At 63.0% G+C, this 25,840-nt stretch carries 24 protein-coding genes and 1 pseudogene; 18 read left to right on the top strand and 7 right to left on the bottom strand.

The genetic code is table 11. From position 1 onward, the window contains the following. The first annotated feature begins 8 nt into the window (after positions 1–8). Positions 9–1,361, top strand: a complete 1,353-nt coding sequence (locus tag BIU82_RS12545; protein ID WP_070349792.1) for an MFS transporter — start codon at positions 9–11, stop codon at positions 1,359–1,361. Between the two features lie 34 nt (positions 1,362–1,395). Here the strand turns inward: BIU82_RS12545 and purN are convergent, their stop codons facing one another. Further along, a complete protein-coding gene (gene purN / locus BIU82_RS12540) occupies positions 1,396–1,971 on the bottom strand; it encodes a phosphoribosylglycinamide formyltransferase (protein ID WP_070349791.1) in 576 nt (191 codons plus the stop codon). A gap of 39 nt (positions 1,972–2,010) precedes the next feature. On the opposite strand from purN, the gene BIU82_RS12535 reads away from it, so the two are divergent. Next, positions 2,011–2,439, top strand: a complete 429-nt coding sequence (locus BIU82_RS12535; protein WP_070349790.1) for a hypothetical protein — start codon at positions 2,011–2,013, stop codon at positions 2,437–2,439. On the opposite strand, the gene BIU82_RS12530 is transcribed toward BIU82_RS12535, so the two are convergent. Continuing rightward, entirely contained in the window at positions 2,436–3,752 is a 1,317-nt protein-coding gene (locus tag BIU82_RS12530) for a DUF6350 family protein (RefSeq protein WP_070349789.1), read from the bottom strand. The genes BIU82_RS12535 and BIU82_RS12530 overlap by 4 nt on opposite strands. A gap of 151 nt (positions 3,753–3,903) precedes the next feature. Between BIU82_RS12530 and BIU82_RS12525 the strand changes: the two genes are divergently transcribed. From BIU82_RS12525 to BIU82_RS20045, 6 genes are all read left to right on the top strand, one after another. Then, entirely contained in the window at positions 3,904–4,359 is a 456-nt protein-coding gene (locus tag BIU82_RS12525) for a DUF4383 domain-containing protein (protein WP_070349788.1), read from the top strand. A gap of 119 nt (positions 4,360–4,478) precedes the next feature. Further along, positions 4,479–4,721, top strand: coding sequence for a helix-turn-helix domain-containing protein (locus BIU82_RS12520; RefSeq protein ID WP_070349787.1), 243 nt, complete (start codon positions 4,479–4,481; stop codon positions 4,719–4,721). After that, positions 4,721–5,392, top strand: coding sequence for a helicase associated domain-containing protein (locus tag BIU82_RS20315; protein ID WP_074466441.1), 672 nt, complete (start codon positions 4,721–4,723; stop codon positions 5,390–5,392). Before BIU82_RS12520 ends, BIU82_RS20315 begins: the two co-directional genes overlap by 1 nt. Positions 5,393–5,495: 103 nt before the next feature. Further along, complete coding sequence (locus BIU82_RS12515) at positions 5,496–6,695, top strand: glycosyltransferase family 1 protein (protein WP_070349786.1); 1,200 nt, start codon at positions 5,496–5,498, stop codon at positions 6,693–6,695. After that, positions 6,692–8,059 carry a UDP-glucose/GDP-mannose dehydrogenase family protein gene (locus BIU82_RS12510; protein WP_070349785.1) on the top strand — a complete coding sequence of 456 codons (1,368 nt, stop codon included), beginning with the start codon at positions 6,692–6,694 and terminating at the stop codon, positions 8,057–8,059. The genes BIU82_RS12515 and BIU82_RS12510 overlap by 4 nt, the downstream gene beginning before the upstream one ends. Positions 8,060–8,168: 109 nt before the next feature. Next, the gene (locus tag BIU82_RS20045) at positions 8,169–8,897 is read left to right on the top strand and encodes a hypothetical protein (RefSeq protein ID WP_253182770.1); all 729 of its coding nucleotides are present in this window, start codon (positions 8,169–8,171) and stop codon (positions 8,895–8,897) included. A 66-nt stretch (positions 8,898–8,963) separates the two neighbouring features. On the opposite strand, the gene BIU82_RS12500 is transcribed toward BIU82_RS20045, so the two are convergent. Then, a complete protein-coding gene (locus BIU82_RS12500; RefSeq protein ID WP_070349784.1) occupies positions 8,964–9,167 on the bottom strand; it encodes a cold-shock protein in 204 nt (67 codons plus the stop codon). Positions 9,168–9,386: 219 nt separating this feature from the next. Further along, complete coding sequence (locus tag BIU82_RS12495; RefSeq protein WP_070349783.1) at positions 9,387–10,235, bottom strand: trypsin-like serine protease; 849 nt, start codon at positions 10,233–10,235, stop codon at positions 9,387–9,389. A 142-nt stretch (positions 10,236–10,377) separates the two neighbouring features. Between BIU82_RS12495 and BIU82_RS12490 the strand changes: the two genes are divergently transcribed. From BIU82_RS12490 to BIU82_RS12485, 3 genes and pseudogenes are all read left to right on the top strand, one after another. Then, positions 10,378–11,145 (top strand): alpha/beta hydrolase, encoded by a 768-nt coding sequence (locus BIU82_RS12490; RefSeq protein WP_070349782.1) that lies wholly within the window; start codon positions 10,378–10,380, stop codon positions 11,143–11,145. A gap of 39 nt (positions 11,146–11,184) precedes the next feature. Further along, positions 11,185–11,397: pseudogene (locus BIU82_RS20170) on the top strand (NAD(P)-binding protein); the annotation flags it as partial. Positions 11,398–11,572: 175 nt separating this feature from the next. Next, the gene (locus BIU82_RS12485) at positions 11,573–11,971 is read left to right on the top strand and encodes a hypothetical protein (RefSeq protein ID WP_070349781.1); all 399 of its coding nucleotides are present in this window, start codon (positions 11,573–11,575) and stop codon (positions 11,969–11,971) included. Between the two features lie 135 nt (positions 11,972–12,106). Here BIU82_RS12485 and BIU82_RS12480 read toward each other — a convergent pair whose 3' ends face one another. Both BIU82_RS12480 and BIU82_RS12475 read right to left on the bottom strand, forming a co-directional pair. After that, positions 12,107–15,688, bottom strand: coding sequence for a hypothetical protein (locus BIU82_RS12480; RefSeq protein WP_139146601.1), 3,582 nt, complete (start codon positions 15,686–15,688; stop codon positions 12,107–12,109). Between the two features lie 764 nt (positions 15,689–16,452). Beyond that, complete coding sequence (locus BIU82_RS12475; protein ID WP_074466439.1) at positions 16,453–17,271, bottom strand: hypothetical protein; 819 nt, start codon at positions 17,269–17,271, stop codon at positions 16,453–16,455. A 616-nt stretch (positions 17,272–17,887) separates the two neighbouring features. On the opposite strand from BIU82_RS12475, the gene BIU82_RS19345 reads away from it, so the two are divergent. Together BIU82_RS19345 and BIU82_RS19710 are read left to right on the top strand one after the other, a co-directional pair. Beyond that, positions 17,888–19,057 (top strand): hypothetical protein, encoded by a 1,170-nt coding sequence (locus BIU82_RS19345; protein ID WP_253182769.1) that lies wholly within the window; start codon positions 17,888–17,890, stop codon positions 19,055–19,057. Continuing rightward, positions 19,054–20,262 carry a hypothetical protein gene (locus tag BIU82_RS19710; protein WP_139146600.1) on the top strand — a complete coding sequence of 403 codons (1,209 nt, stop codon included), beginning with the start codon at positions 19,054–19,056 and terminating at the stop codon, positions 20,260–20,262. Before BIU82_RS19345 ends, BIU82_RS19710 begins: the two co-directional genes overlap by 4 nt. Positions 20,263–20,516: 254 nt before the next feature. Here BIU82_RS19710 and BIU82_RS12465 read toward each other — a convergent pair whose 3' ends face one another. Continuing rightward, a complete protein-coding gene (locus BIU82_RS12465) occupies positions 20,517–21,437 on the bottom strand; it encodes an HNH endonuclease (protein WP_253182777.1) in 921 nt (306 codons plus the stop codon). A gap of 290 nt (positions 21,438–21,727) precedes the next feature. On the opposite strand from BIU82_RS12465, the gene phnD reads away from it, so the two are divergent. Genes phnD through BIU82_RS12440 form a run of 5 tightly spaced genes read left to right on the top strand, consistent with a single transcriptional unit; the run spans position 21,728 to position 25,690 of the window. Continuing rightward, positions 21,728–22,642, top strand: coding sequence for a phosphate/phosphite/phosphonate ABC transporter substrate-binding protein (gene phnD / locus BIU82_RS12460; protein WP_070349776.1), 915 nt, complete (start codon positions 21,728–21,730; stop codon positions 22,640–22,642). After that, entirely contained in the window at positions 22,639–23,466 is an 828-nt protein-coding gene (gene phnC / locus BIU82_RS12455; RefSeq protein ID WP_253182768.1) for a phosphonate ABC transporter ATP-binding protein, read from the top strand. The genes phnD and phnC overlap by 4 nt, the downstream gene beginning before the upstream one ends. Then, the gene (gene phnE / locus BIU82_RS12450) at positions 23,435–24,301 is read left to right on the top strand and encodes a phosphonate ABC transporter, permease protein PhnE (protein ID WP_070349775.1); all 867 of its coding nucleotides are present in this window, start codon (positions 23,435–23,437) and stop codon (positions 24,299–24,301) included. Before phnC ends, phnE begins: the two co-directional genes overlap by 32 nt. Positions 24,302–24,309: 8 nt before the next feature. Continuing rightward, complete coding sequence (locus BIU82_RS12445) at positions 24,310–25,086, top strand: tyrosine-protein phosphatase (protein ID WP_070349774.1); 777 nt, start codon at positions 24,310–24,312, stop codon at positions 25,084–25,086. Further along, positions 25,079–25,690, top strand: a complete 612-nt coding sequence (locus tag BIU82_RS12440) for a TetR/AcrR family transcriptional regulator (RefSeq protein WP_070349773.1) — start codon at positions 25,079–25,081, stop codon at positions 25,688–25,690. Before BIU82_RS12445 ends, BIU82_RS12440 begins: the two co-directional genes overlap by 8 nt. The last annotated feature ends 150 nt before the right edge of the window (positions 25,691–25,840 follow it).

The following is a 25,840-nucleotide window of genomic DNA, read 5'->3' as shown; positions in this document are numbered from 1 at the left end:
AGGGGAAGATGAACACGTATACGTCCGTGCCCAGCGGTGAGCAGGTGGTCCAGGAACTGCCGTGGCGCTGGCGCGTCCAGGGCCGGATTTTCCTGATCGGCGGCCTGGGCTTCATGTTCGATGCCTGGGATGTCACGCTCAACGGCATCCTCATTCCCCTGCTCTCCAAGCACTGGTCCCTGCAGCCTGCTGACGCCGCGTGGATCGGCACGGCCAACCTGATCGGCATGGCCCTGGGTGCCTTCGCTTGGGGAACCATCGCGGACACTATCGGGCGCAAGAAGGCCTTCGCCGCCACGCTGCTGATCTTCTCGCTGTTCACCGTTGCGGGCGCGTTCGCCCCGGATTTCCTGTGGTTCTGCCTGTTCCGCTTCATGGCCGGCTTCGGCCTGGGCGGCTGCATTCCGGTGGACTACGCACTGGTGGGTGAGTTCACGCCGCGGAAGCAGCGTGGCCGGGTGCTGACCGCCATGGACGGCTGGTGGCCGGTGGGCGCGGCGCTGTGCGGTTTCGTGTCCGCCGGGCTGATGGCGGCTTTCGCCGATTGGCGCCTGACCATGCTGGTGATGGTGCTGCCGGCGCTGCTCGTGTTCTGGGTGCGCCGCAGCGTGCCTGAGTCCCCGTTGTTCCTGATCCGCAAGGGCCGCCGCAAGGAAGCCGCGGAAGTCATCGACTCCCTGGTGGCCGCCACCGGAGCGAAGCCCCGCGTCTACAGCCTCCCCGATCCGCAGGACGCCCCGCGCCTGTCCGCCGGGAGCGCGTGGACCCAGTTGCGCAGCCTGTGGCAGTTCAGTTGGAAGATCACGACGGCGGCCTGGGCTTTGTTCTTTACCGTCCTCCTGGTCTACTACCTCAGCCTGACCTGGATGCCGCGCATCCTGATCGGGGCGGGCTTCGCCGAGTACAAGGCCTTCGTGACCACGGCGGGCATGGCCGCCGTCGGGCTGCTGGGCGTGGTGGTGGCCGCGCTGCTGGTGGAACGGGTGGGCCGCAAGTGGATCCTGGCCATCACCGGTCCGCTGTCCGCGCTGATCCTGGTGATCGTGGCGTTCGTGGTGGACATTCCGGAGGCCGCGGTGTTCTGGCTGCTGGCGTTCGGCTTCGTGGTGCAGGTGGCCATTCCTGTGCTGTACGCCTACGTGTCCGAGCTCTACCCCACGGAACTGCGCGGCTCGGGCTTCGGCTGGGCGTCCACGTTCTCCCGGGTGGGTGCGGGCTTCGGGCCGCTGGTGTTCGCCTCGTTCTTCTGGCCGACGTTCGGCCTGGCCACGTCCTTCGCCTTGGCGGGCGGGCTGGTGCTGCTGGCCGTGATCTGGATGGGCGCCTTCGCGCCGGAGACCAAGCAAGAAGCGTTGCATTAGCCCGCTATTGGCACTAAGCCCGCAAGTCGGCGGCTTACTTCGCCAGTTCCCCGGAGGTGAGCTGCGCGAGGGTCTGCACCAGCAGGCGGCGCTCCACCACCTTGATGCGTTCGTGCAGGGAGTCCTGGTCGTCTTCCGGCAGGATGGCGACGGCTTCCTGGGCGATGATGGGGCCGGTGTCCACGCCGGCATCGGCCCAGTGCACGGTGCAGCCGGTGACTTTCACGCCGTAGGCCATGGCGTCGCGCACGCCGTGGGCGCCGGGGAAGGCCGGGAGCAGCGCGGGGTGGGTGTTGAGGTACTTGCCGCCGAAGGCGTCGATGAATTCGGGGCTGACGATCCGCATGAAGCCGGAGGACACCACCACGTCCGGCTGGTAGGAGGCCACCTTCGCGGTGAGGGCGGCGTCCCATTCGGCGCGGGTCTCGAAGGAGTTGAAGTTCACCACGAAGGTTTCCAGCCCGGCGTCGGCCGAGCGCTGCACGCCGTAGGTGCCTTCACGGTCGGCTCCGACGGCGGCGATTTCGACGTCGAGCTCCCCCGCCTGGACGGCGTCGATGACCGCCTGGAGATTGGAGCCGGTGCCGGAGACGAGGACTACGATGCGCATTGCACTAGCTTATGTGCCGCCTCGCGTAGGCTGGAAAACATGAATCCCGACGCCGGTCCCCGCCCGCAGCTGCCAGCTCACGGGGAGGCGGCGGCCGCCGCGCAGTCCCGCACGCAGCTGTTGTTCCGGACGTTCCTGCTGACGGTGCTGGGCGCGGCCTTCGTGTACACCCTGAATGTCACGTACCTGTGGCTGTGCGGGCTGTTGACCGTGGCGGCGTGGGTGCTGGGGATTGTGGTGGTGGTCCGGGCAGTGCGGTTCCGGCAGGGCCGCATCCTGGTGTTCGGTACCATTTCCGGCCTGGTGGTCTCCGCGGTGCTGGGCCTGCTGGTGCTGTTTTCGGCGCTGTTCTTCACGCAGGTCAGCGCGCTGCAGGAGTGCTCGCGGGATGCCCTGACGGAGCGGGCCCGCACCGGCTGCGTGGCCGATTTCGAGAAGGCCCTGCCGCCGGCGCTGCGCCAGCGCTAGTACTTGGCGGCGTCCAGGTTCGCCTCGCGCAGTTTCTGTTGGCGTTCGAGCCAGGGCCCGGCGGAGTAACCGATGACGACGCCGATTCCCACCTCCGCTGCCAGCCAGACCGCCGTCCAGAGCGGGTCCGGTCCGATCTCGGTGAGGCGTCCGATTCCGGCCGAGCCCCGGGCGATCCAAGCCAGCGCTCCGGCCAGGATGCCCGTGACGGCGCCGATGAGCGCGCCGAGCACCACGGTGGATGCGGCCGCGGTGAACCAACGAGCCTTGATCTTGATGGAGAGCCACTCGTCGAAGTGGTTTTCGCCTTCGCGGAGGAACCACCAGCCGGCCAGCGCCCCGGCCAGCACCGGGAGCACCAGGGCCACTACGCCGTAGTCGAGGTGTCCGGTGGGCAGGGCGCCGAACACCGGGATGGCGGGCAGGGGCCCGACGGCGGTGGCCAGGGGTCCGGCGTGCGAGCCGACTCCCAGCGAGAAGCCTGCGCCGGAGCTCCAGGCGAGCGTGAAGAGCACCAGGTTGGGCAGGTAGCCGAGCTGGGCGATGGTGAGGACGGCGCCGCCCAGGGCACCGGCTTTGAGGCCTTCGTAGACGGCCACGATCTCCGCCCAGTGGATGCCGAGGTCCACGGCGAGCAGCAGTGCGGCGAGGGCGAGCGAGGCCATGAGGGCCACTGATCCGGCTTTGATGGCGGAGGCGAAGTAGGATCCGGCCCAGCGGGAGTGTTGGCTGGTGCGGGCGATCCAGTCCACGGCGTCCACGCCGATGAGCCTGCTCCAGGAACCGGATTCGCGGCGCGCGCCCACCACCATGCCCAGCCCGAAGGGGATGAGGGGCAGCAGCATGGCGAGCAGGATATTGACGCCGACTTCCTGGGTGCGGCAGACGAAGCCGGTGGCTGCGCCGAAGGCGCTGTAGACGGTGATTGCGCCGAGGAAAGCCTGCCACAGCTGGTCTGTGTAGGAGGCGCGGGCCAGGCGGCGGCCGGCGCGCCAGGCCAGGAGGAAGGGGATGAGGGTGAGGCCCAGCGGGAAGAGCGAGAGGACGCCGTTTCCGGGTTGGGCTGCGTTGCCGAGGTCCACGGTTTCCAGGGTGAGGGGGACGCCGTGGATCAGGAGCCAGGCCTGGCCGGCCAGGCGGGCCAGGAAGTCGATGCGGCGGTTTTCGAATCCGTCGGTGGCCCAGACGCCCACGAGGGGAAGGACCACCACCAGGGCGGAGATGATGGCGGCCTGCGCCGATTCGAGCGCTCCCTGCAGCCACAGGGGCATGGGGAGGCCGCGGTTTCCGGTCTGGTCAGCACGCAATTTCATCGTGTTCCATGGTGCCACGAAGGCCGTGCCGGCCCGGGCGGGCGCGCTGGCGGCGGGCTTTTAGGCAGGTACTTTCAGGATGCTTCCCGGGTGCGTTTGGCCGGGCCGGACGTAAGATGGGGTGTGTTCCCACGGAGTGGTTGGAGGGCATATGAGCAGCGCAGCAGCACATCCCCACGGCGTCCATTTCGGGCGGCAGGACATCCAGCTGGCAGGCATGGGCGTCGCCGTGATCCTGGCAGCGGTGGGCGTCCTGGCTTTCGTCCCGGGCATCACCACGCAGTATTCGCAGATGCAGTTCCTGGGCCCGGGTTCGCACGCGATGTTCTTGGGCCTGTTCCAGGTGTCCATGCTGTTGAACCTCGTCAGCCTTGCGGTGGGCGTGGGTGGTTGGCTGATGTCCCACACCACAACCGGTGCAAGGGCCTTCCTCTATGGAGGTGGCGCGCTGTACCTGGCGATGAGTGTTTACGGTTTGGCCGTGGGACCGAATTCCGCCGCGAACTTCCTGTCCGTGAACATCTTGGACGCGTGGACGCACATGGTGCTCGGCATCCTGATGATGACGGCAGGCTGGATGTTCTCGCCCAACCAAGCCGACAGGTAACAGGCGTCTCTCTTGTTGGCATGGCAGACTTCGTTGAGATTCTCACCTCCGCATACCGGGTCGTTCCAAGGCACCCGGCAGGAACAGGAAGTCTGACGCGAAGTGCCTAGGATTGCTCTATGTCCGATTCAAAGGAAGCGCCTCGCCGATTCATGACCACCAAGCAGGCCGCTGAAGAGCTGAACGTAGGGGAACCGCTCGTGCGATCCCTGCTCAAATCTGGGGAACTTCGTGGCGTCCAATTCGGCGGGCGAAACCTTTGGAGAATTGAAATCACGGAGCTCGAGTCGTACATCGCCAAGATGTATGAAAAGACGGCGGAAAAGGTCGCAAGCGGCGAGTTCCAAGACACCGACGACTGATGTTGGAGGCAAACCCTAAGGCCTCTCAAGAGTGGGAGCTCATGTACCGCCAGGGTCTCAATCAATCGCAAATTGCCAATCTTTGTCGTCAGGACCTTTCTCGCGTCAACAGAGCTATCGGCTGGGCCAAACGGCGTGATCCACGTCTTCAACGGGAGCACGAAGCCAATCTCCCAGCGGCCAAGCCAAAAGGCCTCGCCCCGGAATGGGTTGCACGCGCCGACGCTCTCCGGCTATTCATGGCGGAAGCCGGATTGGCGCCTTCAGCAAGATCGCGGTGCCCGGAAGAAAAATCGCTCGGAACTTGGCTCCAACGCCAGCGACAAAAGGATAGGGCTGGGCTTCTGAACGAGGAACAACGCCTAGAACTCGACAAGGCCGGCCAATGGAACACTACGCGCCAAGCCCAAATTAGTGAGCTGAGCTGGCAAGAAAACCTTCGCGCCCTAACTAACTTCGTGAGCAATCATGGCCGCTTCCCCACGTATAAGGCGGCAGAAAGCGAATCCGAGCGTGCCCTTGGGACTTGGCTTCACGTACAACGACAGAGCGCGGTGAACAAACACCTGCCACCACAACGTTCATCCGCTCTTGACGACTCCTTGCCGGGATGGAACACATGGCGAGGCCGCCGAGCTAAGAACGTCGATGACTTAACAGCCGGGCACTAAGGATGACTTAACAGCCGGGCACTAAGTATCTGTTAACCAAAGCTTTCCCGCGGCGTCACGCCCATTCCCCCGTTCGGTCAGCCGGCCCGCAGACCGTGGAGGGGTGAGGATCGCTATCGTCGCTGAATCATTTCTGCCGCTGATGAACGGGGTTACGCACTCCATCCTGCGGGTGCTGGAACATCTGCAGGAACGCGGCGACGAGGTGATGGTGATTGCGCCGTCCACGTCGGACACAGCCGTTTCGGACGTCGTGAACGGCGCCTATGTGCACCGGCTCCCTTCCGTGCCGCTGGCCGGGTATACGAATGTGCGGGTGGCGTTGGGCGGTGTGAACCGGGTCAAGAGAATCCTTGCCGATTACGCACCGGACGTCGTCCACCTCGCCTCACCGTTCGTGCTCGGCTGGCGTGCCGTGCAGGCGGCGCACCAGCTCGGCATCCCCACGGTGGCCATCTACCAGACCGAGGTTCCCAGCTACGCCGGCCGTTATGGCGTGCCGTTCCTGGAGAACTGGGCCTGGAACCGGGTGGACAACATCCATCTCCTGGCCGACCGGACTTTGGTCCCGTCCACGTTCGCGCTGAACCAGTTGCGCGGCCGCGGGATCCTGCGGGTGGGCATGTGGCGGCGCGGTGTGGATACCGCGCGCTTCTCCCCCGCCAAGCGCTCGACGGCGTGGCGCGCCTCTGTCCTGTCCGGCGCCGCTTCGGCGCCCGGCGGTGAGCGGATCATCGGTTATGTCGGACGGCTTGCCGTCGAAAAGCAGGTCGAAGACCTGGCGGTCCTTGCCGATCTTCCCGGCACGCGGCTGGTGGTTGTGGGCGACGGTCCGCAGCGGGCCGCGCTCGAAGCAGCCCTTCCGGGCGCGGTATTCACGGGTTTCCTGGGCGGCGATGCCCTGGCCGAAGCCGTGGCCTCCTTTGACTTGTTCGTCCATCCGGGCGAATTCGAAACGTTCTGCCAGACCATCCAGGAGGCCATGGCGTCCGGCGTCCCCGTGGTGGCCACGGGCCGCGGCGGTCCGCTCGACCTGGTGGAGAACTCCCGCACCGGCTGGCTGTACGAACCCGGTTCCCTTGATCAGCTTCGCGCCTATGTGCAGGACCTGGTAGGCGACGACGCCAAGCGGCGCGCGTTCGGAGCCGCCGCCCTGGCCTCGGTCCAGGGCCGGACGTGGCCCGCGCTCAGTGCCGAACTGGTGCGCCATTACGAATCCGTGATCGCCGGCGAGGAACTCGCGGAACTTCCTCCGCTGTCCTCGCCCTCACCCCTGACTTCCAGCAAAGGACTTGCCTCATGAAGATTTCCGTCATCGGTTGCGGCTACCTCGGCGCCGTGCACGCGGCCACGCTCGCCTCGATGGGCCACACCGTGGTGGGCATCGACGTCGACGCCCAGAAAGTGGCGCACCTGAACAAGGGCTTCGCCCCGTTCCATGAGCCCGGCCTGGACGAGCTCCTCAAGGACGGCTTCGCCACCGGGCGTTTGAGCTTCTCCGCCGACTTCGAGGACGCGGCGTCGGCGTCGCTGCACTTCCTGTGCGTGGGCACCCCGCAGTCCAAGACCTCGGACACCGCGGACCTGTCCTACCTGATCGCGGCCACGAAGAGCCTGCTGCCACACCTGGCCGCGGGCGCCGTCGTCGTGGGCAAGTCCACTGTTCCCGTGGGAACGGTGGACATGCTCCGCGGAGTGCTGGCCCGCCGGCCCGATGTGCTGCTCGGCTGGAACCCGGAGTTCCTGCGGCAGGGCACGGCCGTGAAGGATTCCCTCGTGCCGGACCGCCTGGTCTACGGTGTGCCCGGCGGCCGTTCATCGGCTGAGGGTGTGCCGGTGACGGAGGCCCTGGACGCCGTGTACGCGCCGCTGATCAGCGCCGGCATCCCGCGGCTCGTCTGCAACTTTGCCACGGCGGAGCTGATCAAGTCCGCCGCCAACGCCTTCCTGGCCACCAAGGTCAGCTTCATCAACGCGATGGCCGAGCTGTGCGACGCCTCGGGCGCCGATGTCACTGAGCTGAGCGAGGCGATGGGCCTGGATCCGCGCATCGGCAACCGGTACCTGCACGCCGGCCTTGGGTTCGGCGGCGGCTGCCTGCCCAAGGACATCCGTTCCTTCCGGGCGCAGGCCCGTGCGTTGGATGTTCCGTCCGTGGACGAGTGGATGGGTGTTGTCGATTCGATCAACCTTGGCCAGCGTTCGCGCACTGTGGAGATCGCACGGGAGCTGTGCCGTGGTCACCTGTCCGGCCGCACCGTGACCGTGCTAGGCGCTGCGTTCAAGCCGGACACGGACGATATCCGCGACTCCCCCGCCCTGGACGTCGCACTGCAGCTGGCCGCCGCCGGCGCGCACGTCACCGTCACCGATCCCAAGGCGATCAACAACGCCTGGATGCGCTACCCGCAGCTGCGCTTCGAGTCCTCCGTGTCCCGGGCATTGGAAGGCGCCGAGCTGGTTCTCCTGCTGACCGAGTGGGATGAATACCGCTCGCTCTCGCCTGAGTCCGTTGGGTCGCTCGTACGACGCCGGACGGTGCTGGACGCTCGGAACGTCCTGGACGCTGCCGCCTGGGAAGCCGCAGGATGGACCGTGCGGGGGCTGGGTACGTCTGCTCCAGTCCCGTCGACGAATGTGCGGACACCCGCAGAGTCAAAGCGCTAAGGTTCCTGGCCGCGGCGAGAAGCAGTAACCCACTACGACTTATATCGTCTGTCTTCCCCTGTCCCGATGCGATTGCTACTCTCTGCGGACACGTTCAGCATCATTCGCCATGGGGGCAAAAATGAATATCACGAGACTGCGCTTCTGCGCGGAAAAATTTGGGCTGCAAAACGGGCGGTACCGCGCCGTCGCGGTCATTTCTCTACTGGCCCTTCTCATCGCCGGCTGCTCTCCGCTGGCATCAGCACCAAAGCAGACCACGTCGTCAGCTTCGACAAGCCAGTCACCGAGTGTTTCAGCCACGCCAAGTGAGGCCAGCATCGAACTCACGAGCTGCCCGAAGGAGAAGGCTGCAGAGACACAGGGCAACACCAGCTATATCTGCACTAAGGACCGGGCGGGCCTACTGGTCTGGATGGAAGCGGCGGACTCGAAGAAACTCACTGACGAGCGAACGGCCGCCGCCCTGCTTGCAGCAAAGAAAGCCGCCGAACAGAAAGCCGCTGCTGAGAAGCTCGCTGCCCAGAAGGCTGCAGCTCAGAAAGCGGCCGCAGAACGGGCGGCAGCCGAAAAAGCGGCGGCTGAGCAGGCCGCGGCCGAGAAACGGGCAGCTGAAGAAGCGGCCGCCCAGGCAGCCGCGGAGGCAGCGGCCCAGCAGCAAGCCGCGCAATCCAACTGCGATCCGAACTACGCGGGAGACTGCGTACCCATTGCCTCGGATGTGGACTGTGCGAGTGGCAGCGGCAACGGCCCTGCTTACGTGCAGGGACCGGTTACGGTCGTGGGAAGTGATATTTACCGCCTCGACGGCGACCACGACGGAATCGGCTGCGAATAGCGCAGAAGACAAAAAGCAGGGCCGGTCGTTCAAAACGACCGGCCCTGCTTTTTGTGTATCCGAAGCTTAGAGAGCCTGGATGTTCACTGCCTGGGGACCCTTGGGGCCCTGCTCGACGTCGAAGGAGACCTTCTGGTTCTCTTCGAGGGAGCGGTAGCCCGTGGAGTTAATTGCAGAGTAGTGGGCGAAAACGTCCTGGCTGCCATCTTCCGGGGAGATGAAGCCGAAGCCCTTTTCGGCGTTGAACCACTTGACGATACCTGTAGCCATGAATTCAGTTCCTTACTGAAGGTGGAGGGTTGTCCCGACTGTCGGGCCTCCGGTGTGGGGTGTTCTCCACCGTTACTTCAGAAGATCAGCGGCGGAATGCCGCGGGAACTGCCTGAACTACCAAATGCCAAACACAACAACACGGTCCAGTCTACAGAGGTTTCAGCGGATGGCTAGGGGTAATTTGCAACTGTTCCCCCATCGTTGGCCCACCGTTCGTCAGGGGGTCACCCCGAACTCGGCCAGCCAATCCTGCACCACGGGGATGTCCACGCGCTGGTAGCCGTCCAGGTACCGGCAGTTGGCGGTGTACCCATAGCTGGTGACGGCCACGATCTGGTTGTCCAGGAACAGCGGGCCGCCGGAGTCGCCGAAGCAGCTGCCGCCGGTGCCGCGGACGTCGTTGGGGTTGCCGTTCACCTGCAGGATCTGTGGGGTGAGCTTCTGGCCCGGGACTTCCCACCAGCGGCGGATCAGCGGGTAGCTCATGGGCGAAGGCTTTTGCGGGCCTTCGTCCGGCTTGCGGACCTCGGTGCCGTAGCCGACGCCGGTGAAGATGGTCTTGTTCAGCTGTCCGGAGGCGATCTGGTCCAGGCGGTTGAGTGGCGCCAGCTCAGAGGTGGCGTGATCGAGCGGCTTGCTCAAAACCACCACGCCCACGTCGTTCCAGTTCTTCAGGTCGGTGAAGTCGGAGTAGGCGGGGTGGGCGTAGGCGGTGCCGAAGGCGTAGCCGGCCAGGTCCGCTTCCGTGTAGCCCTTGCTCGGGTCTGCGGCGGCCGGAAGGGGCGACGGCGGTGCTTCCGCAATCACCGACTCGAAGGTCACCAAAGTGAGGCCCAGGGTGCCTTTCGTGCAGTGCGCGGCGGTGAGAAGAACTGTTGGGGACACTTGGGTGGCGCTGCACCGGAAGCGGCCGTCGGCGTCGTAAAAGACGATCATGCCGACGCTGGGGTGCAGCTCTCCGTCGGGAGTTCCGCCCGTGCTTGCCTGCGCGGCGGGGATGCCCGTCAGGAAAGCGGTGAGCGCCGTTCCCACGACGGCCAAAGAGGCGACAAGTCTCTTGAACATCAATCAACCCTTCTGCTGAGAGCCCCGGGTCGGGACCCGCTGGGTGAAAGTCTGCTCCTGACCGGGGCGGATTGGCTAGGGTTTGGCTCCGCTTTGCTTGGGCGGCCTCCCCTGCGCGCATCCCCGGGCGTACAGTGCTGTCATGGAGCCGAAGCGGGTCATCCTTCTTCCCGGCAGTGTCCTTCCGGCGGAGCCGGCCTACAGCGGACTGATCCAAGCGCTGGGCCCGGACGTGAACGCCGTCGCCACGGACCTTGAACTGTACGCGGGCGACGCTCCCCCGCCCGGCTGGACCCTGGACACCGAGATCGACGGCATCCTCCGCGAAGCCGATGCCCGCAGGTGGAACAGCTTCCATCTGCTCGGGTACTCGGGCGGCGGTGCCGTGGCGCTGGCGTTCGTGGCGCAGCATCCGGACAGCGTGCAGAGCCTGGCGCTGCTGGAGCCGGCGTGGGCGGGCAGCTGGGACTGGAGCCCCGAGCACACCCGGCTGTGGGAGGAGTACGACGAGCTGGACCTGCTGCCGCCGGATCAGTTCATGTCCGCGTTCATGCGCCTGGGCGTGAAGCCCGACGTCGTCCTGCCGCCTCCGCCGGCCGGCGACCCGCCGCCGTGGATGGGCACGCGGCCCGCGGGGATCCGGGCGTTCATGCAGACTTTCAAGGACTACGCCCTTGACCGCGACAAGCTGGCGTCCTTCCCGCGGCCGGTGTTCCTGGCCCTCGGTGGGCTCAGCAACCCGGTGGACTACGGCGAGGTGGCCGAGCGGCTCTCCAAGGTTTTCCGGGACTTCCGGCTTGAAGTGTTCGAGGACCGCCACCACTTCGACCCGCCGCACCGGATTGAGCCTGTCCGCCTGGCACACATGCTGCGGGCGCATTGGGACAGGGCGGAGAAGCGGGCGCAGTAACCACTCCCCCGCAAACACCGCCAGGCGTAAAGATCAGCCATGGAACCCGGGCGTTCCACCCACACCGGAGCAGAGCGGATCGACACCCTGATCGTTGGCGGCGGCCAGGCAGGGCTCGCGATGAGCTACTGGCTCGGCCAGGCCGGTGTCGAACACGTGGTCCTGGACCGGCGGGGCGAACTCGGCGGCTCGTGGCAGGACCGCTGGGACGGTTTCTACCTCAACACCCCGAACTTCGTGATCAACCTGCCCGCATGGGCTGCAGCCCTGGGGCCGGTGCCGTCCGACCCGGCGCGGCTGGAACAATGGCGCCAGCTCGCAGTAGAGATCTCCACCTACCGCGTCTCCCTGCCTCCGAAACCTTGCCCGTCCCTGTCAACCATCAGGAAAAGGGTATCGGTGCCAGCTGACCGCCCGGGTCACAGTCATGCACAAATACAGCGCCCAGACCGCAAGGAAGCCCCTGGCGCAAACGGATGCTGCGCTGCTGGCCGAAGCCGCCGAAGTCGAGGCGATCGTGAAGGAAACCCCGACCCCGGCCGAACACGTCGTTGATCATCTGCAAGAAGCCTGCGGCGCGGAAAGCCAGCTCAGCCCGGAACAGGTACGCGCCGAACGCGTCGCCGCCCTGGTCCGGAAGGTCCGCGAGAACCGGGCCAAATCCGCAGCGCCTACCTCCGGTGAAGGCCGGGGCCGGGGTACCGTGAACGAAGCACTGGAAAAGATCCGGGCACGCCGCGCAGAAGAACAAACCCGGCGCGGGGAAAGACGCACCGAGGACAACTCCGGCCAGCGGCAGGACCGCGCCCCGGGCTACAGACGATGAACGAACCCTCTTCACTGTGGCTGCTGCAGCACATGCCCTGAGCACAGCCAACCATGGCAGAAGCGGAACCAGCCATGATCGACGGCTTTCTCGCCAGCCAGCGCCACACGTCGCGCCCGGGCGGTGCCGTGCCAGTCAGCTTCTCTTCATGTAGATCCTCAGTTCTGGTTTTTCCTTGTCCCAGTTGTCCGATTTCGCGTTCCCGTGAGTTTCGACGAACCTTGCAAGGGCCAGATGCTCCCGGTTCCTGGGGAGCACCACATGCTGGCCGGCCCGGATTGCAAGACTCGAATACGGCCGCCCCATCAGCACCATGATTTCTTCGACGGCATCGTAGCCAAAGGTTTCAAGGAAGGGTTCGAGCAAGCCCACAATGGTCCCGGGGTCGGCCTTTCCTTCAGCCAGGACACGGAATGCTGCTTCATCTAGGGCGATCCCTGTCATCGTCGCGTAGCTGGCTGCCTCTGAAAGAGCTGACCGGGAGGCCCCCGGACCGAATTCCGCAAGTCTCATGACTACTGCGCCCTTCACCTCCGCAGGAACGGTTTTGCTGGTTAGCAACAGTCCAAGATCTTCAGCCGGCACGTGCCGTGGCGTCATGTACTCCAGGAAAGCACCGGACCGACCGATCGCGAACTCCCGGGTAGGCCAGTCCAAACCAATGGCAGGTTCGAAGGATGACTCTGTGTCATCGATGATTCGTTCACCGATCATGAGCCCTAGGAACCTTCCGGGTTCGACCGCGATACGGGTGACGTTAACGTAATTCTTGAGCGCTAGACTGTCAGCTAGCCGGACTCGCAAGGCCGGGTCCGGCAGGACTGCGGCCGCGTTGAGGATAAGAATGGCAAGGTTCGCCTTCATTTCCTCCTCCACGCCCTCGTGGTCCTGGACGCTGCCGGCGGCCTGCAGAACGACGGCTAGGGCTTCGTCAATGATGCCGCCGTTCCCTTCCACGTAGGCATCGAGATTGGCGAAAGTCGGTGGGAACCTTTTCTCCCATGCCAGAGCCGGCCAAAGGGCGATGTCGACCTCCGCGATGTTCTTGACAACACAGTCAGGTGAGGCGTGCCGGGCGACCAAAGGCACAGCGGGGCCGTTGCTTTCCGCGACGTCCCGGAGGATCTCGATGAATCGGGACTGGGACCTAACTGTAGGCGAGATCGCCGGCTCGTTGGTCACAAGAGGGACATACCGTTCTGCTTGGACCAGAGCGTAATAGTAGACGTTGGGATCCTTGTCTTTGATGGCGTCCAGGGAGAGGTCCTCCTGGCCGCCGAGAGCGGTGATGAGGTTTTCTACTGTGAGGTCGTAGAGGCTACCAGCCACAGCTGCACGTTGAATCTGAGTGTTCAGCGGGGCCAATGACCCCAGCTGCACTTGCAGCAGTGTCAGGACCGCGATGGCTGCTGCGGCCCGTTCCGGTTCGTCCTGAGTCACGGTCAGGACGTTCAATGCTTCGTAGTTGCCCTTGACGAAGACCGCTATTGACTCGTCCATCGTGTAGCCGATCTCAGGCCGATAACCTGACATGGCGGCGCTGAAGAGGGGTGCACGCATGTCATCTGGGATGCTATCGCCGTTGACAATAGTGTCGAAGATACCGGCGGAATACCTAGCCATTCGTCGGTAGAGGGCTTCACGCTGGTTCCCTCGCGCAAGGTAGGCGTTTAGAAACATCTGCTCGTCGGTTCCCGGAGCGGAGAGTTTCCGAACCGCATCCTCACAGCGAGGATCCTCGCGGGACAGTAGGTAATCCATGATCGCGAGGTTGTAGATGCTTCGGTCGTGAAGAAACGATTCACCGGCCTCGTCTAGAACTGCTTCGATTTCCTTCGACGATGAGAACGAGAAGTTGATGTCCATACGGTTGGGCTGAACGTTGTGCAGGAGGAAGTTCATCGCCTGGAGGCTGATGTACACGCCGAGGAACTGGGCAGCGTACAGAGAGAAGTTCTGGTCAATGTAGCCGGAAGCGACGAGATCGCGCGCTAGCGGTGACCCTAAATTCCTAGACGCCAGTTCTGCGAATGTCAGGGCTTGCCTATCCACCGCCAAGGTTTCCGGCCTCTCCATCAGATCGGCCATGTCAGCCCGCAGCAGCATGGCCCTCGTCTTGCGGATAGCAGCCAATCTGGAGTTCGCTTTGGCCCGCTCGTGTTTCTCCCAGCGTTCGGGGACGAAGTCCGCGCCCAGCTCTTCTACCACGTCCATATAGGTGAAGACCTTGCGTTCATGCGAGTTTATGGGTACCAGCAGCTGCTGCTGCCGTTCCGTAAAGGACTCCCAGAAGCTCGTGGTCCTCAGATCCTCCGGTTTGAGCGTTTCCGCGCCCTTCTGTACCTGGAACGCGGCACTGAGGCCTGAGTGCCGCAGAACACGGCGGATGTACTGATCCAAGCGCTCACCCAAAGAGTTAGCCACCTCGGCCGCTGCGTCCATGTGGCGGAGCCTCTGTTCGAGCCTGAGGATTTCCTCATCGATCATTCTGACGTTTTCGGTGACCAGATCCCGGCCGTACCCGTAGAGCTTGTCCAGCTGACTGGAACCCGTCCGGATGTCTTCGAAGTCCGACAGATGAATGTTCTTGTAAACGACCATCGAAAACACCGACTCCGGTTTCAAGCCCGGCAAATGACCTTCCGCTAGGAGAAGCTGCTCGCGGAAGACCACGTACTCGTTATGGATGTTCTTGATTAACCTCATGTCAGCCGTGTATCTAGAGACCAAGGTGACAAGGTGTGGGTCGATATCCAGGCCTGATCCAGTCAGTACGTCTGTCATGTGATCACGCGCGCTCCGATGGGTAATGAACGGCACGACAGGAATGACCAGATCGAAGAACTTCGTTCGGTTAGCCCGTTCAATCTCGACACGGGCAACGTCAGCCGACTGGTCCAGAGCAGGGGAAGTTTCGCTGTCCTGGAGAGAACCGATCGACGGAGTGTCTTGGTCGATTGCCCCGAGCTGTTCGAAGATGCTGTCCTTAATGGCATAAACGAAACGGATCTTCCGGCGCAGCTGCTTGGAATTGTTCAGCAGGGTGTTCAACTCGCGCAGCGTCTCGAAGATGTGTGGGTCTTCAAACCTGTCGATGTCTTCGAAAACCACGACGTCGTAGTCCGTCACCTCAAAGAAGTACACAATTTCATCTAGATACTCATCGAAGTAGCTGCCGGAACTGGTCAAGGTGACGGTTGCCGGGCCGGCGACGAACTTCTCGATCCAAAACCTGTTGTGGAAAATTTTCCGGGCCAGGAAGACCACCAAAGCCAGGAAAATGAACAATGCCACGTGCATGCCAACCCGCGCGGCCGGGTCGCTGCCCGCGAAGTTCACAAGGCGATCCGTGAAGCGGGTGAGATATCCCAGCAACACCAGGCCAGCCGCGAAAAATACTGCCAAACTGGCTTCCCGAACCAATTTGAAGGACCCGATTCTCCGGTACCTGGAGTCCGGGACATCCGAGGGGTCCTCACGATAGAGCAGCTGCTTAACGAGTTCCTTCTGAATCCTATTGGTCTTCGAAACCGGAGGCGCCCCGTTCTGCCCCACCGGAGGCTCGTCGCCCAGTGTAGAAAGCGAGAGGTTGAGGACTTTCGGTCCGTCGAGCGACTGCAGGATGCTGCTCTTACCAGAACCGTAGCTTCCCGTCAGGGCGATGTTGCGGTAAAGATCTCGATCCGACCCCGTAAGTGCATTCTTCAGATGCCGCACATAAACACTGTGCTGGTCATCGACAAGTCGCGGAACCAAAGGAATCAGCCCAACTGGGGCCCGATCTTCTTGGGCTTCCGCGGCATCGCCCCCGCCAGGACCGTTCGCCGTATCAGGGCGGGCAGGAGGTTCGGTTCTGTGGGAATCATTTGTCTGCATGAATAATTTCCTCCATTCAAATAATCCTATGGCTGATCACGGCCGCGCCCAGGACATCCGACCAGAGTTCGCTCCAGGGAGAGTCGAATATCTTCGTCGACCTAATTCGCCAGCTCGTTCGGCTACATCCTTTAGCCGACTGATGCAAACCGGGCACCGGCAAGTACCTGCTGTACGGCCTCGTCAACTTTTCCTTCCCGGAGCAGCCGCGCCGGCGGTACATCGTCCAGCTGTGGGTTCAGGCCTTGGAACCATTCCTAGACCACAGCACTGGGGTCTCGTTCGGTGAGTAAGGATGCGACGTGGAAAGCCTGGCGCAGCCGGGTTTTCGTCTCGTCATCCAAAGGCTTCCGTTCGCCGTCGGCCCACTGGCCCACGGCCCGGGCTTCTTTTACGGAGTCGATGTAGTGACCAGCTTTGCACCCAGGATGTCGCGAAGCTGGCGGACCAATTTGTCGATGGGAAGACGGATCGAGTCCTGATAGGCCTTGAGTCCGCCACGTGCGCCTGCAAATACTGTCATGAATGCTAAAACATCGATAATTGACTTTATGCATAGTTACTCAAGGCAACCACTTCCAAAGAGCTTATCTGGGACCCTCGGCTTAGGTCTCTCTAGCGTGCATTTCCTGAAGCACTTTGGGCATCAATGAGTGGTCCGCACCGATCGGCATCACCGTGAACAGGCGACTGACGTTAGCCATGCTGATTTGGGTTGGCCCCAGCGCTGGCAGGGCATCATTCAGTGGCCAAATTCGCTCCAGGCCGACTTGGGCTGCGGCTTTGTCGAGACGTGCCTGATGATCGTCGCCGGACTCGTGGGTCGGACCCAAGACAAGCAATGCGATCTTGCCGAGCCGGATCGCTTCCGAGGCGTTGATCGGACCAACTTGGACGCTGAACCCGATGGGTTTATCGTCCCGAAGCAAGACACGTGAGTCGCCCCTGAGTGCCAGAACGTAGGGCTTGATGTCCGTTTCTGCAGCCTCGGCGGTGTCATCGATCCCCGCGGCGTACACCCGGAAACCTTTGGGCGTACCGCCGCCGGAATCTTTATCGAACCGGCCGCGGAGCATCTTGCGGCTGGCGTCTGCACCGAGTACCCCCGAGCCGCGGGCAAGACTGAGCAGCAGCGTCACCCAAATGGCCCAGTCGCCGAGATGCTGCAGCGTCTTTTTCGTGACGGGAGTGCCCTTTTCGATAAGATCCAGCATCTGGGGTCGCTGGTGGAGTGCGCTGGTGGCCTGATTATGTTGGTAGCAGAGATCCGTTCGGAACCGCGCAAGGTCATCGTGATCTGGGTCGAGGCCGAAGCGCTTCCAGAGCGCCTGAGGAACGATGTGTTCGACCGTGGGATCGTCAAGCGTTCCGCACAATAAGCACGGCCTCTGCCCATTTTCCGGAGCTTGATCAACTTCAGCCACTAGCCATCTCCAATCTCCCTGCGTAACCGTGGGCGGTGGTCCTACCTTAGGCGGCGGGACGCAGCTTCCGACGCCTTTCCTCGTGGGTGCCTCTCCAAACCACGACCCAGTCGAAGGGCCTTGGCTAGCAATTCCATGCTTTGGTCAATCGGTTGCTGGAAGCCGCCGATCCAGGATCGTTTCCAGGTTAGGTCTACACGCAAGGTCATCGAAAATCTAATTTGAACGAATTCCAACAAAAGAGTGCCCAGCTTGGCGCTTCGCCTTTGGTGCCGGCTGCATAGAGTCGGCCATCGAAAGCTTTGGTACCGTGGACGGTCTCAGCCTGAATTCAGCAATGAAACGGGTTCCGCCCCTCAGGCTCGGCGCAGCGAAACCACCCCTTCAAGCAGAAGAACGCCAAGAATGTCCGTCACAGGCCCATTTCCAGGCCCCTGGACTATATGATCACGTTTCGTAGCAAGATCCGATGTGTGGGCGGCGTCGCCGGAAAGTGTAGTGGAGCTTGAAAAAGTTTGATGAGGGACTGCGCTGTCAAGACGTTCACTCAGGCCTTCGCAACCTGGATCCGAACGCTCCTCTGTTGGCACCGCTAAACGACACACGACTAGTCGGCATGGCAGCAACTTTGGGTGGCTTGATTCGGGGCCATGACGTCATCGTTGACGCGCAGGCCCTTATGCAAGTTGCCGCGCACCAACTGGATGTCAACTTGCTCTCTTTTGGCGAAGTCATCGGTGTCTTGGAAGAAGCTGGGTTTGTCCAAGGCGTCCAGCGGCGCGGGGGCAAGATCACCACATTTACGGAAACTGTTCCATACTACGACGACCTGTATTCCCTCCTTGGTGGCGCTTGGCGGAATCGCTCACCAACTGAGCTTGAACAGCAGCTGTTGATTGTGGTTGACGGCCTAGCCAAGAAGCCAGTTGCCCTAGAGGAGCTGGAAAGCGCATACGGTCTAGATCGTTCAGATATCCCTCAGCTTATGGACGTCGCATCTGGAGCAGGCCTTATTAGAACCCTGCGCACAATTGATGGCGACGTGGCATATTCGCCGTTCTTTGGCTTTGAAAATCCAGAGCTGCTCGACTCGTTGGTAACAGCCCATGGACCCGACCGTCTAATCGAGGAATTTGCTGCGGTCAGAGCTCGTCAAGGCCTGGAACTCGATCCGACGAAGTACCCGCTTTTGCACGGTGCAGTGGCAAATGGCCTCGTCATGGCCGCATCGGTACGCCTACCTGACGGCAAACTACAGGCATTTGCCGCATTGCCCTACGCCGCAGATCAACGGCTCCTCACATCACGGAAGCCTGTCCTCGATAAGGCTTTGGCCGTTCTTGCCTGCCTCCGGTGCGCGGAGCACTACGGTGAGTACAATACGTTGTCCGCCTCTGGCCTCATCAACGTAATAGACAAGCTATTAGATCCAAACCGAGGATTCCTGAATCCAAATAGCGCACACAGGCGGCAGTACGAACTGATGCGCAATGCAGGACTACTTGTTTTTGATCCTGATACCCGCCCTGGCGGGAGCTGGGTCACTCCAAGATTTGTCGACACTGAAGATAATCGGGAGGCCCTTCAACTCGCTCGAGACCTCATCCTTCATGGAGAGTTAGTTGAGCATCGCGTCGATGACGCAGTCGCCAGAACTATACTCACGGCCGGGAAGGACTATCAGGCGCCGATGCAGACAAGCCAAAGACTTCGGATCTCCGCTCAACCGTCGCCCAAGGAATTTGAAAAGATCTTCGAGAAGGCTATGGGAAGGAGCCCGCTTTGAGTGAGTTGGACTTGGGACTCAAGGTAGGTGTCCGGGCTCTTCTTTGGAGCATGGGGCAAAGCACGAGACTGAATGTAGAGCTTCGAGCCGACCCGAAGCCAAAGTCAGGGTCATACGGACTGCAACGTTCCAGCGGAGCAGAGTCATTTACCGATCTCGACGTCCTAGGAGTTTCCCTTTCACAAAGCTACCGGCTGACGACCACGATTGCCGACTGTAAATCGGGTCGCCGCGACAAGCCCACGGCCCGCATGTTTTGGGCACGGGGCGTTGCAGACCTTTTCGGTGCCGACCAAGTGATGCTTGTCAGAGAGCACGATGTAAACGATGCAACGCGCCAACTTTCGAGTCGTCTAGGGATAACCGTCCTGCCATCATCGGACCTGCTTCGTATGCAGCAATTGTACCGATCCGATGCATCTGAAGTCCTGGACGTCCTGTTCGACCGCAAACTCGTTGCCGAAAGCCAAGCTGCCTTCAACTCCCTTGACAGACGCTTGGATGGATTGACGGAATATCGTCAATTTGATTACTGGGTCTACCAGGAACATCGCAACCCGGTTCAACTGGTGGCGCACCTGAAAGAAGCCGCAAGACATCTCGATTACCGCAACCCGATACATTTGGCATTGGTTCTCGATTGCGCTTGGCTCTACCTCTTTTCGCTCATCAAGGCTACTGCACACATCCGAGGAGCTTTCTTAAGTGACCCCGACAGGGGCTTGCAGGAATACATTTTTGGAGGTGCAGTAAACCTCCGGGAAAAGCAAGAGACCGCCGAACTTCTAAAAAAGGTCGCTCCTCCAGGGACCGGCGAACTAGACCACCTCCCCCCTTACTACTCCAACCTGCGCGAACTCGTCACGCGGCTGCTCCGTCGGCCAAGCGAGATCCAAACAGCCCTTAGGTACATAGAAGCAGCCTCAGGGCTAATGGCCGCGAAACGGCGAATCACTCTAAGTCACGCATTTAAGGAGGAGTTCAATCCGGTAGCTGCTAAGTTGGCTGCCGACGTGTGTGGTTTCCTCGTGGCTTCGGCCGAGCTTGACTCTGGATTCCGCTCGGAAGCACGTGCTTACCTTCTGTCTGAACCCGTAGGCGGTCAGTCGACGGGATCAGACGAGCTGACGATATCGCCTGCAAATCACGAGGACACCGCAGCGGAGACGGAAGGCCCGGAGGACATGCTTCCTGAGAGGAAGTAGGGCAACCGGAACCTAGGGTGTGCGGCCCTATGCGTCAAGACGCAGAATGTCCCGACACTGCATCGCGAGCGTCGGGACATTTGCCGTCTGGCCCCACGCACACCGTCGGCACCATTGCTGGTGTGCGTAGCAGAGACCTTTGATGGTTTCGTTGTTCGGTTCCGCCCACTCCAGGGCCGCCACCAGGTTGTCTTCGTCAGGCAGTGCCCGCTGTTCCGCGGCAGGGAGTTTGTCGTAGGTATAGGCGGCAACGGCTAGGCAGTCCTGAACCGCTCATAGGCCTGCTCAAGTAGGTCTTTCCGGGGGTGCTCGCGTCGATTTCTCGGGAGCTCCATGAGCCGCTCGCCATGGCGTCCTTGAATGCCGTGTTTGAGCATAGGGCCATCGACCTCTTTGAGGATGTCCTCCCGAACTTCGACAATGAAATCAGGACGAATGCCAAGGATGAGAGCGTCGAATGCAGCGTGATGAATTTTGCAGAGCGCAATACCATTCACAACCGATGCAATGCCTTCTTCCGCAGCGTCAGGAATAATGTGGGCGGCATCCAGCAACTCCCGATGCGCCAACGCGCAGACAGAGCATCTGCTCCGATACGCACGAAGCACCGTCGACCGAAAAACGGGCTGATGCAGGCGTCTCTTCGTCTCCACCATAAGGTAACGACGGAGATGCTCCTCAATAGGACTTTCTCTGCCGATGAGACCTTTTCCAACATTAGGGTCAATGACAAACTGCTTCTTCTCTGGTTCCTCCCAAAGCAGGAAGACCGGAAAGACTGGCTGGAAAACAGCCGGCGCCATGCCTACGCCGAAGAACCAGATCAAAGGTAGTTCCTGTTGCATCGCCGAGCGAAGTGCGCGGTTGTCAGGATGATTCGGGTCATCGCCGCGCCACGCATAGCGGAGAAGCCCGTCATCACCTACCCGGTCATCGTAAGGTCGATCTTTACCCGGCGCCCGGTAAACCGTCTGGATTGAGAGCGCAGCGGAAAGATCTTTCGGCTTCCAAATTCCAGTTTGTGTTGCCTGAAGCCGCCTTGGTTCTCCCTCAAAGTGGAAGTCCTCAATGTCTTGTCTGGTCAGCCACTCTGCACCATCGTTGGTGCGTACGGCCAGCCACGCCATGGCCTCACGACGGAGTCGTGAATCAAAGTTACTGTCCCCCACGGCCATCTCGCTCACCCACCCAGGATAGATCAGACTGAAAGCAAGCCTGGTTCCCGAATAAGCTACAAATCTCTATCGGGGCCACCAAAGTAGTGCGCGAGATGCTCGCCGGGATGCGAAGAGCGATTTACCGCTCTAGCAAGCTCCAGGCCCGCCACACCCCAACTCTTAACCTCCCCGCAACCCGCAGACTGCCAGTCTCGTAATTCCGATTCAGATACTGCTGGTTTCGTAATTCCGTCACCGCGGCTGCCCTCTCCGTGCAGCCGGCCCCAACCTTGACGGAAGGCATCACCATGCACGCTCGTGCTGGCATCATCGCAAGCTCGCTCATCGGCCTCATGGCCCTCACCGGCGCACTCGCCGGCTGCTCCGGCAGCGCCAACGCCGGCGCCCCGGGAACCAACGGGACCAACGACAAGAAAGAACTCGTCTTCGCCACTCCCCCGGGCACGGACGACCCCGAAGAGCAGTCCATCATGAAGGACCTCGCCACCATGGTGGGCGAAGCCTCCGGCCGGCAGGTCAAGAACCTCCAGCCCGCCGACTACCTGGGCGTCGTGGAAGCTGTCCGCAACAACTCCGTGGACGTCGCCATCCTCAGCCAGTTCTCCGCCGCCCTTGCCTACAAGACCGGCAGCGTGGACCCCCTCATGGTGTGGCCCGCCAGCAAGGAACCCGCCGCCTTCTGCCTCGCCAAGAAGGACAGCGGCATCACCAAGCCCCAGAACCTCAAGGGCCGCCAGATCGCCTTCGTGGACCCCGGCTCCACCACCGGCTACTTCATGCCCAAGGCCCTCTTCAAGAAAGCCGGCCTCACGGACGGCACCGACTACAAGAGCACCTTCGCCGGCTCCCACGACTCCGCCGTCCTGGCCCTCGCCAACGGCAGCGTGGACGTGGCCTGCACCGCCCGCCAGCTCTACCCCACCTTCGTGGAAAAGGGCATCCTCAAGGAATCCGAGATCACCGTCTTCGCCAAGACCGACCCCATCCCCGTGGGCATCTCCGTGGTGGTCCGCAAGGACCTGGACAACGACGCCCGCGAAGCCCTCAAGGCCAAGCTCCCCGCCCTCATGGCCGGCAACGAAAAAGTCGCCAAGACCATGGGCCTCAAGGGCGAACCCGCCATGGACCCCGAATTCAGCGTCTACGAACCCCTCACCAACGTGGCCGAATCCATCGGCGTGAACCTCAAGGACCTCCGGTGAGCAGCCCCGCCGTCGAACGCCCCGCACCTGCCATGGACCTCAGCTCACTGGAACGCCCGACGGCGGCACTCCCCACCGTCTCCGCCCGCTCCCTGCGCGTGCAATACGGTGAGCAGACCGCCCTCAGCAGCGTGGACCTGGACGTCTACCCCGGCGAAGTGGTGGCCCTGCTGGGCCACTCCGGCTCCGGCAAGTCCACCCTCATGAAAACCCTCACCGGCATCGCCCCCTTCACGGCGGACAAGCTCGAGGTGGCCGGACGCGAGGTAGCGAAGCAGAACCCGGCCGGCCTGCGGGAGCTGCGCTCCGACGTCGGGTACGTCTTCCAGCACTTCAACCTGGTCCCGCGGCTGACCGCCCTCACCAACGTCCTCACCGGAGGACTGCACGACGCCGGCCCGCTCAACCTGCTGGGCACCTTCAGCCGCGCCCAGCGCACCACCGCCCTGGAACTGCTGGACCGCGTGGGCCTGGCCCACAAGGCCAAGCAGCCCTGCCGCAGCCTCAGCGGCGGCGAACAGCAGCGCGTGGCGATCGCCCGCGCCCTGATGCAGCGGCCGCGCCTCATCCTGGCCGACGAACCCGTTGCTTCCCTGGACCCGCGCCTGGCCGGGAACATCCTGGGCCTGCTGCGCAGCATCGCCCGCGAAGAACAGATCCCCGTGATCGTCAGCCTGCACGTGGTGGGCCTGGCCCGCCGCTACGCGGACCGCGTCCTGGGCCTGCACTCCGGCGAACTTGTCTACGCCGGCCCGGCATCCGATCTCAGCGAAAAGGAGGTGCACCAAATCTATGGCACCGACACTGAACTCCTCGAAAACTGAAGAAACCACAGAGCAAAACCACAAGCCCCTGGACACCTCCCTCTCCGAGGCCGACCGCCTGCGTCTCTCCCGCCCGTTCAACCTCCCCACGCCGCGCGGCGCGGCACTCTGGGTGCTTGCCGCCGTCGTACTGGTCTGGTCCGGGCTCGGCGCGGGATTTAACCCGGACAAGCTACTGAGCGGCGTGCCGAACATGGGCAACTTCCTGGCCCGCCTCTTCCCGCCCACCTTCGACAAGTTCGGCACCATCGCCACCCTCCTGGTGGAGACCCTGCAGATGGCCGTGGTGGGCACGGTGCTCGGCGCCCTCTGCTCGCTGCTTCTGGCGTTCGGCGCGGCAAGCAACATCGCCCCGCGCTGGCTCTACACCGCCTGCCGCGGCATCCTGAACGTGCTGCGCTCCATCCCGGAACTGATCTTCGCGCTCATGTTCGTCTCCGCCGTGGGACTGGGACCGTTCGCCGGCATCCTGGCGATCGTGGTGGGATCGGTGGGCTCCATCGGCAAGATCTACGCCGAAGCCATGGAATCCGTGCAGGCCGGCCCCGTGGAAGCACTCACCGCGGTGGGCGCGGACAAGCGGCAGGTCATCGCCTACGCCGTGCTCCCGCAGGCCGCTCCCCTGCTGGTCAGCTACACGCTGCTGCTCTTCGAAGGCAACGTCCGCGGGGCCACCATCCTGGGCCTGGTAGGTGCGGGCGGCATCGGCCTAGAACTGACCACCGCCATGCGCATGTACGACTACGGGCACCTCTGCGCCATCATCATCAGCATCATCGTGCTGGTCACCATCATCGACCGCATCAGCGCCTTCATCCGCGCCAAGCTCAGTTAGGACCCCTCTTGGAAACGCTTGATTTGGCCCCCGTGAACCTCCGTGACCTCGGCGGGCTGCCCGTGGACGGCGGCGTGACCCTCCCCGGCGTACTGCTGCGCAGCGACGACGTCTCCGTGATGCCGGCGGACTTCGCCCGCAAAATGGTCGACGACGGCGTCCGGCAGGTCATCGACCTCCGCTCACCGGAGGAGGCGCTCTTCACGGGCCGTGGTCCCCTGACCGTGCCGGGCGTGAACTACCACCACCTCGCACTGACCGCCGCGATGGCGATGCCGGAGGAGCTCGAGCGGCAGCTCATGTCCGCCTCGGCCACCCCGGAACAGGTGGGCGCCTGGTACGCGGCGCTGGTGGAGGGCCAGGCCCGGCAGCTCGCACTCGGCGTCACCCTCGTGGCACTCAGCGAGGGCGCGACTGTCTTCCACTGCGCCGCCGGCAAGGACCGCACCGGGGTGTTCGCCGCCGTCGTACTGTCCGCGCTGGGGGCCACACAGGAGACCATCTCCGCCGACTACGCCGCCACCGCGGCCCGGCTGCCGCGTCTGTTCCCGCGGCTGCAGGCCATCCTGGGCGGGCTGCTGCCTGAGCCGCTGCCCACCGACACCCAGGCGGGCGCCGGGGCTGGAAAAGCAGGGGCGATGATGGGCGCGCACGCCGAATCGATGGACGCCATGCAGCGGATCCTCATCGAGCGGCACGGCAGCGTGGTGGAGCCCGTGCGGCAAGCCGGGCTGAGCGACGGGATCATCGAAGAACTGCGCGGACGGCTGGTGCAGGGTGACTGACACGCTCGACTCCGTGGTGAGGGCGCCCGGCCGGCCCCGCGACACCAGCCTGGAAGCCCAGGTGCTCGAAGCCACCGTGGACCTCCTGCTGGAACGCGACACCCGCGAGGTCACCATGACCGCCATCACCGAACGCTCCGGGGTGAGCCGGGCGGCGATCTACCGCCGCTGGGCCAGCCGCGAGGAACTGATCGCGGCGGCGCTGGACAGCGTGCGCTCCGGAGTGGAGCTGACGCCGTCGGGCAGTTGCGTGGACACCATCCTGGACTCGTACGAACAGGCGTCCATCGCAGTGGACGGCAGAGTGGGCACGCTGGTCAAGAAGCGCGTGGCGCTGGGCCTGGAGAACGAGAAGCTGCGGGCACTCTCCTGGGAGCGGCACGTCTCGCGGCGCCGGGAACCCGTGGCGGCCGAGATCCGGCGCGGCATCGCCACCGGGGAAATCCGTCCGGACGTGGACGTGGAGGCGATGATCGACCTCATCAACGGCATGTACTACTACCAGCTGGTGGTGCGCGCCTCCTCCACGGAAGATCCCGACGCCGGCCGCGAGCGCGTGCGCAACGCCGTGCGTTTGGTGTTCGAAGGGGCGGCAGCGCGCTGAGTCCGGCAGGACGGGTGGCGTTCAGGTACCGCCACCCGTCCGCCGCGTCCTCGGCACCGAATACCCTGTGCGGGACATGGAACATCCCTTGGCCGGCAGGAGGGGCGACACATGACAACCACGCAGCTGCGGCGCTTATGCTGGACGGAC

Origin of the sequence: Arthrobacter sp. SW1 (genome assembly GCF_001766675.1) — a bacterium.
Taxonomy (GTDB): Bacteria; Actinomycetota; Actinomycetes; order Actinomycetales; family Micrococcaceae; genus Arthrobacter.
The sequence above is the reverse complement of the archived record's forward strand: the minus strand, read 5'-3'. Positions and strand labels throughout refer to the sequence as shown.

Coding starts and splice junctions, on each gene's coding strand:
- BIU82_RS19345 (WP_253182769.1), top strand. CDS start 17,888: ATGGCAGCAACTTTGGGTGGCTTGATTCGGGGCCATGACGTCATCGTT.
- BIU82_RS12465 (WP_253182777.1), bottom strand. CDS start 21,437: ATGGCCGTGGGGGACAGTAACTTTGATTCACGACTCCGTCGTGAGGCC.
- phnE (WP_070349775.1), top strand. CDS start 23,435: ATGGCACCGACACTGAACTCCTCGAAAACTGAAGAAACCACAGAGCAA.
- BIU82_RS12530 (WP_070349789.1), bottom strand. CDS start 3,752: ATGAAATTGCGTGCTGACCAGACCGGAAACCGCGGCCTCCCCATGCCC.
- BIU82_RS12545 (WP_070349792.1), top strand. CDS start 9: ATGAACACGTATACGTCCGTGCCCAGCGGTGAGCAGGTGGTCCAGGAA.
- BIU82_RS12525 (WP_070349788.1), top strand. CDS start 3,904: ATGAGCAGCGCAGCAGCACATCCCCACGGCGTCCATTTCGGGCGGCAG.
- BIU82_RS20045 (WP_253182770.1), top strand. CDS start 8,169: ATGGGGGCAAAAATGAATATCACGAGACTGCGCTTCTGCGCGGAAAAA.
- BIU82_RS12485 (WP_070349781.1), top strand. CDS start 11,573: ATGCACAAATACAGCGCCCAGACCGCAAGGAAGCCCCTGGCGCAAACG.
- BIU82_RS12535 (WP_070349790.1), top strand. CDS start 2,011: ATGAATCCCGACGCCGGTCCCCGCCCGCAGCTGCCAGCTCACGGGGAG.
- BIU82_RS20315 (WP_074466441.1), top strand. CDS start 4,721: ATGTTGGAGGCAAACCCTAAGGCCTCTCAAGAGTGGGAGCTCATGTAC.
- purN (WP_070349791.1), bottom strand. CDS start 1,971: ATGCGCATCGTAGTCCTCGTCTCCGGCACCGGCTCCAATCTCCAGGCG.
- BIU82_RS12490 (WP_070349782.1), top strand. CDS start 10,378: ATGGAGCCGAAGCGGGTCATCCTTCTTCCCGGCAGTGTCCTTCCGGCG.
- BIU82_RS12500 (WP_070349784.1), bottom strand. CDS start 9,167: ATGGCTACAGGTATCGTCAAGTGGTTCAACGCCGAAAAGGGCTTCGGC.
- phnD (WP_070349776.1), top strand. CDS start 21,728: ATGCACGCTCGTGCTGGCATCATCGCAAGCTCGCTCATCGGCCTCATG.
- BIU82_RS12510 (WP_070349785.1), top strand. CDS start 6,692: ATGAAGATTTCCGTCATCGGTTGCGGCTACCTCGGCGCCGTGCACGCG.
- BIU82_RS12520 (WP_070349787.1), top strand. CDS start 4,479: ATGTCCGATTCAAAGGAAGCGCCTCGCCGATTCATGACCACCAAGCAG.
- BIU82_RS12495 (WP_070349783.1), bottom strand. CDS start 10,235: ATGTTCAAGAGACTTGTCGCCTCTTTGGCCGTCGTGGGAACGGCGCTC.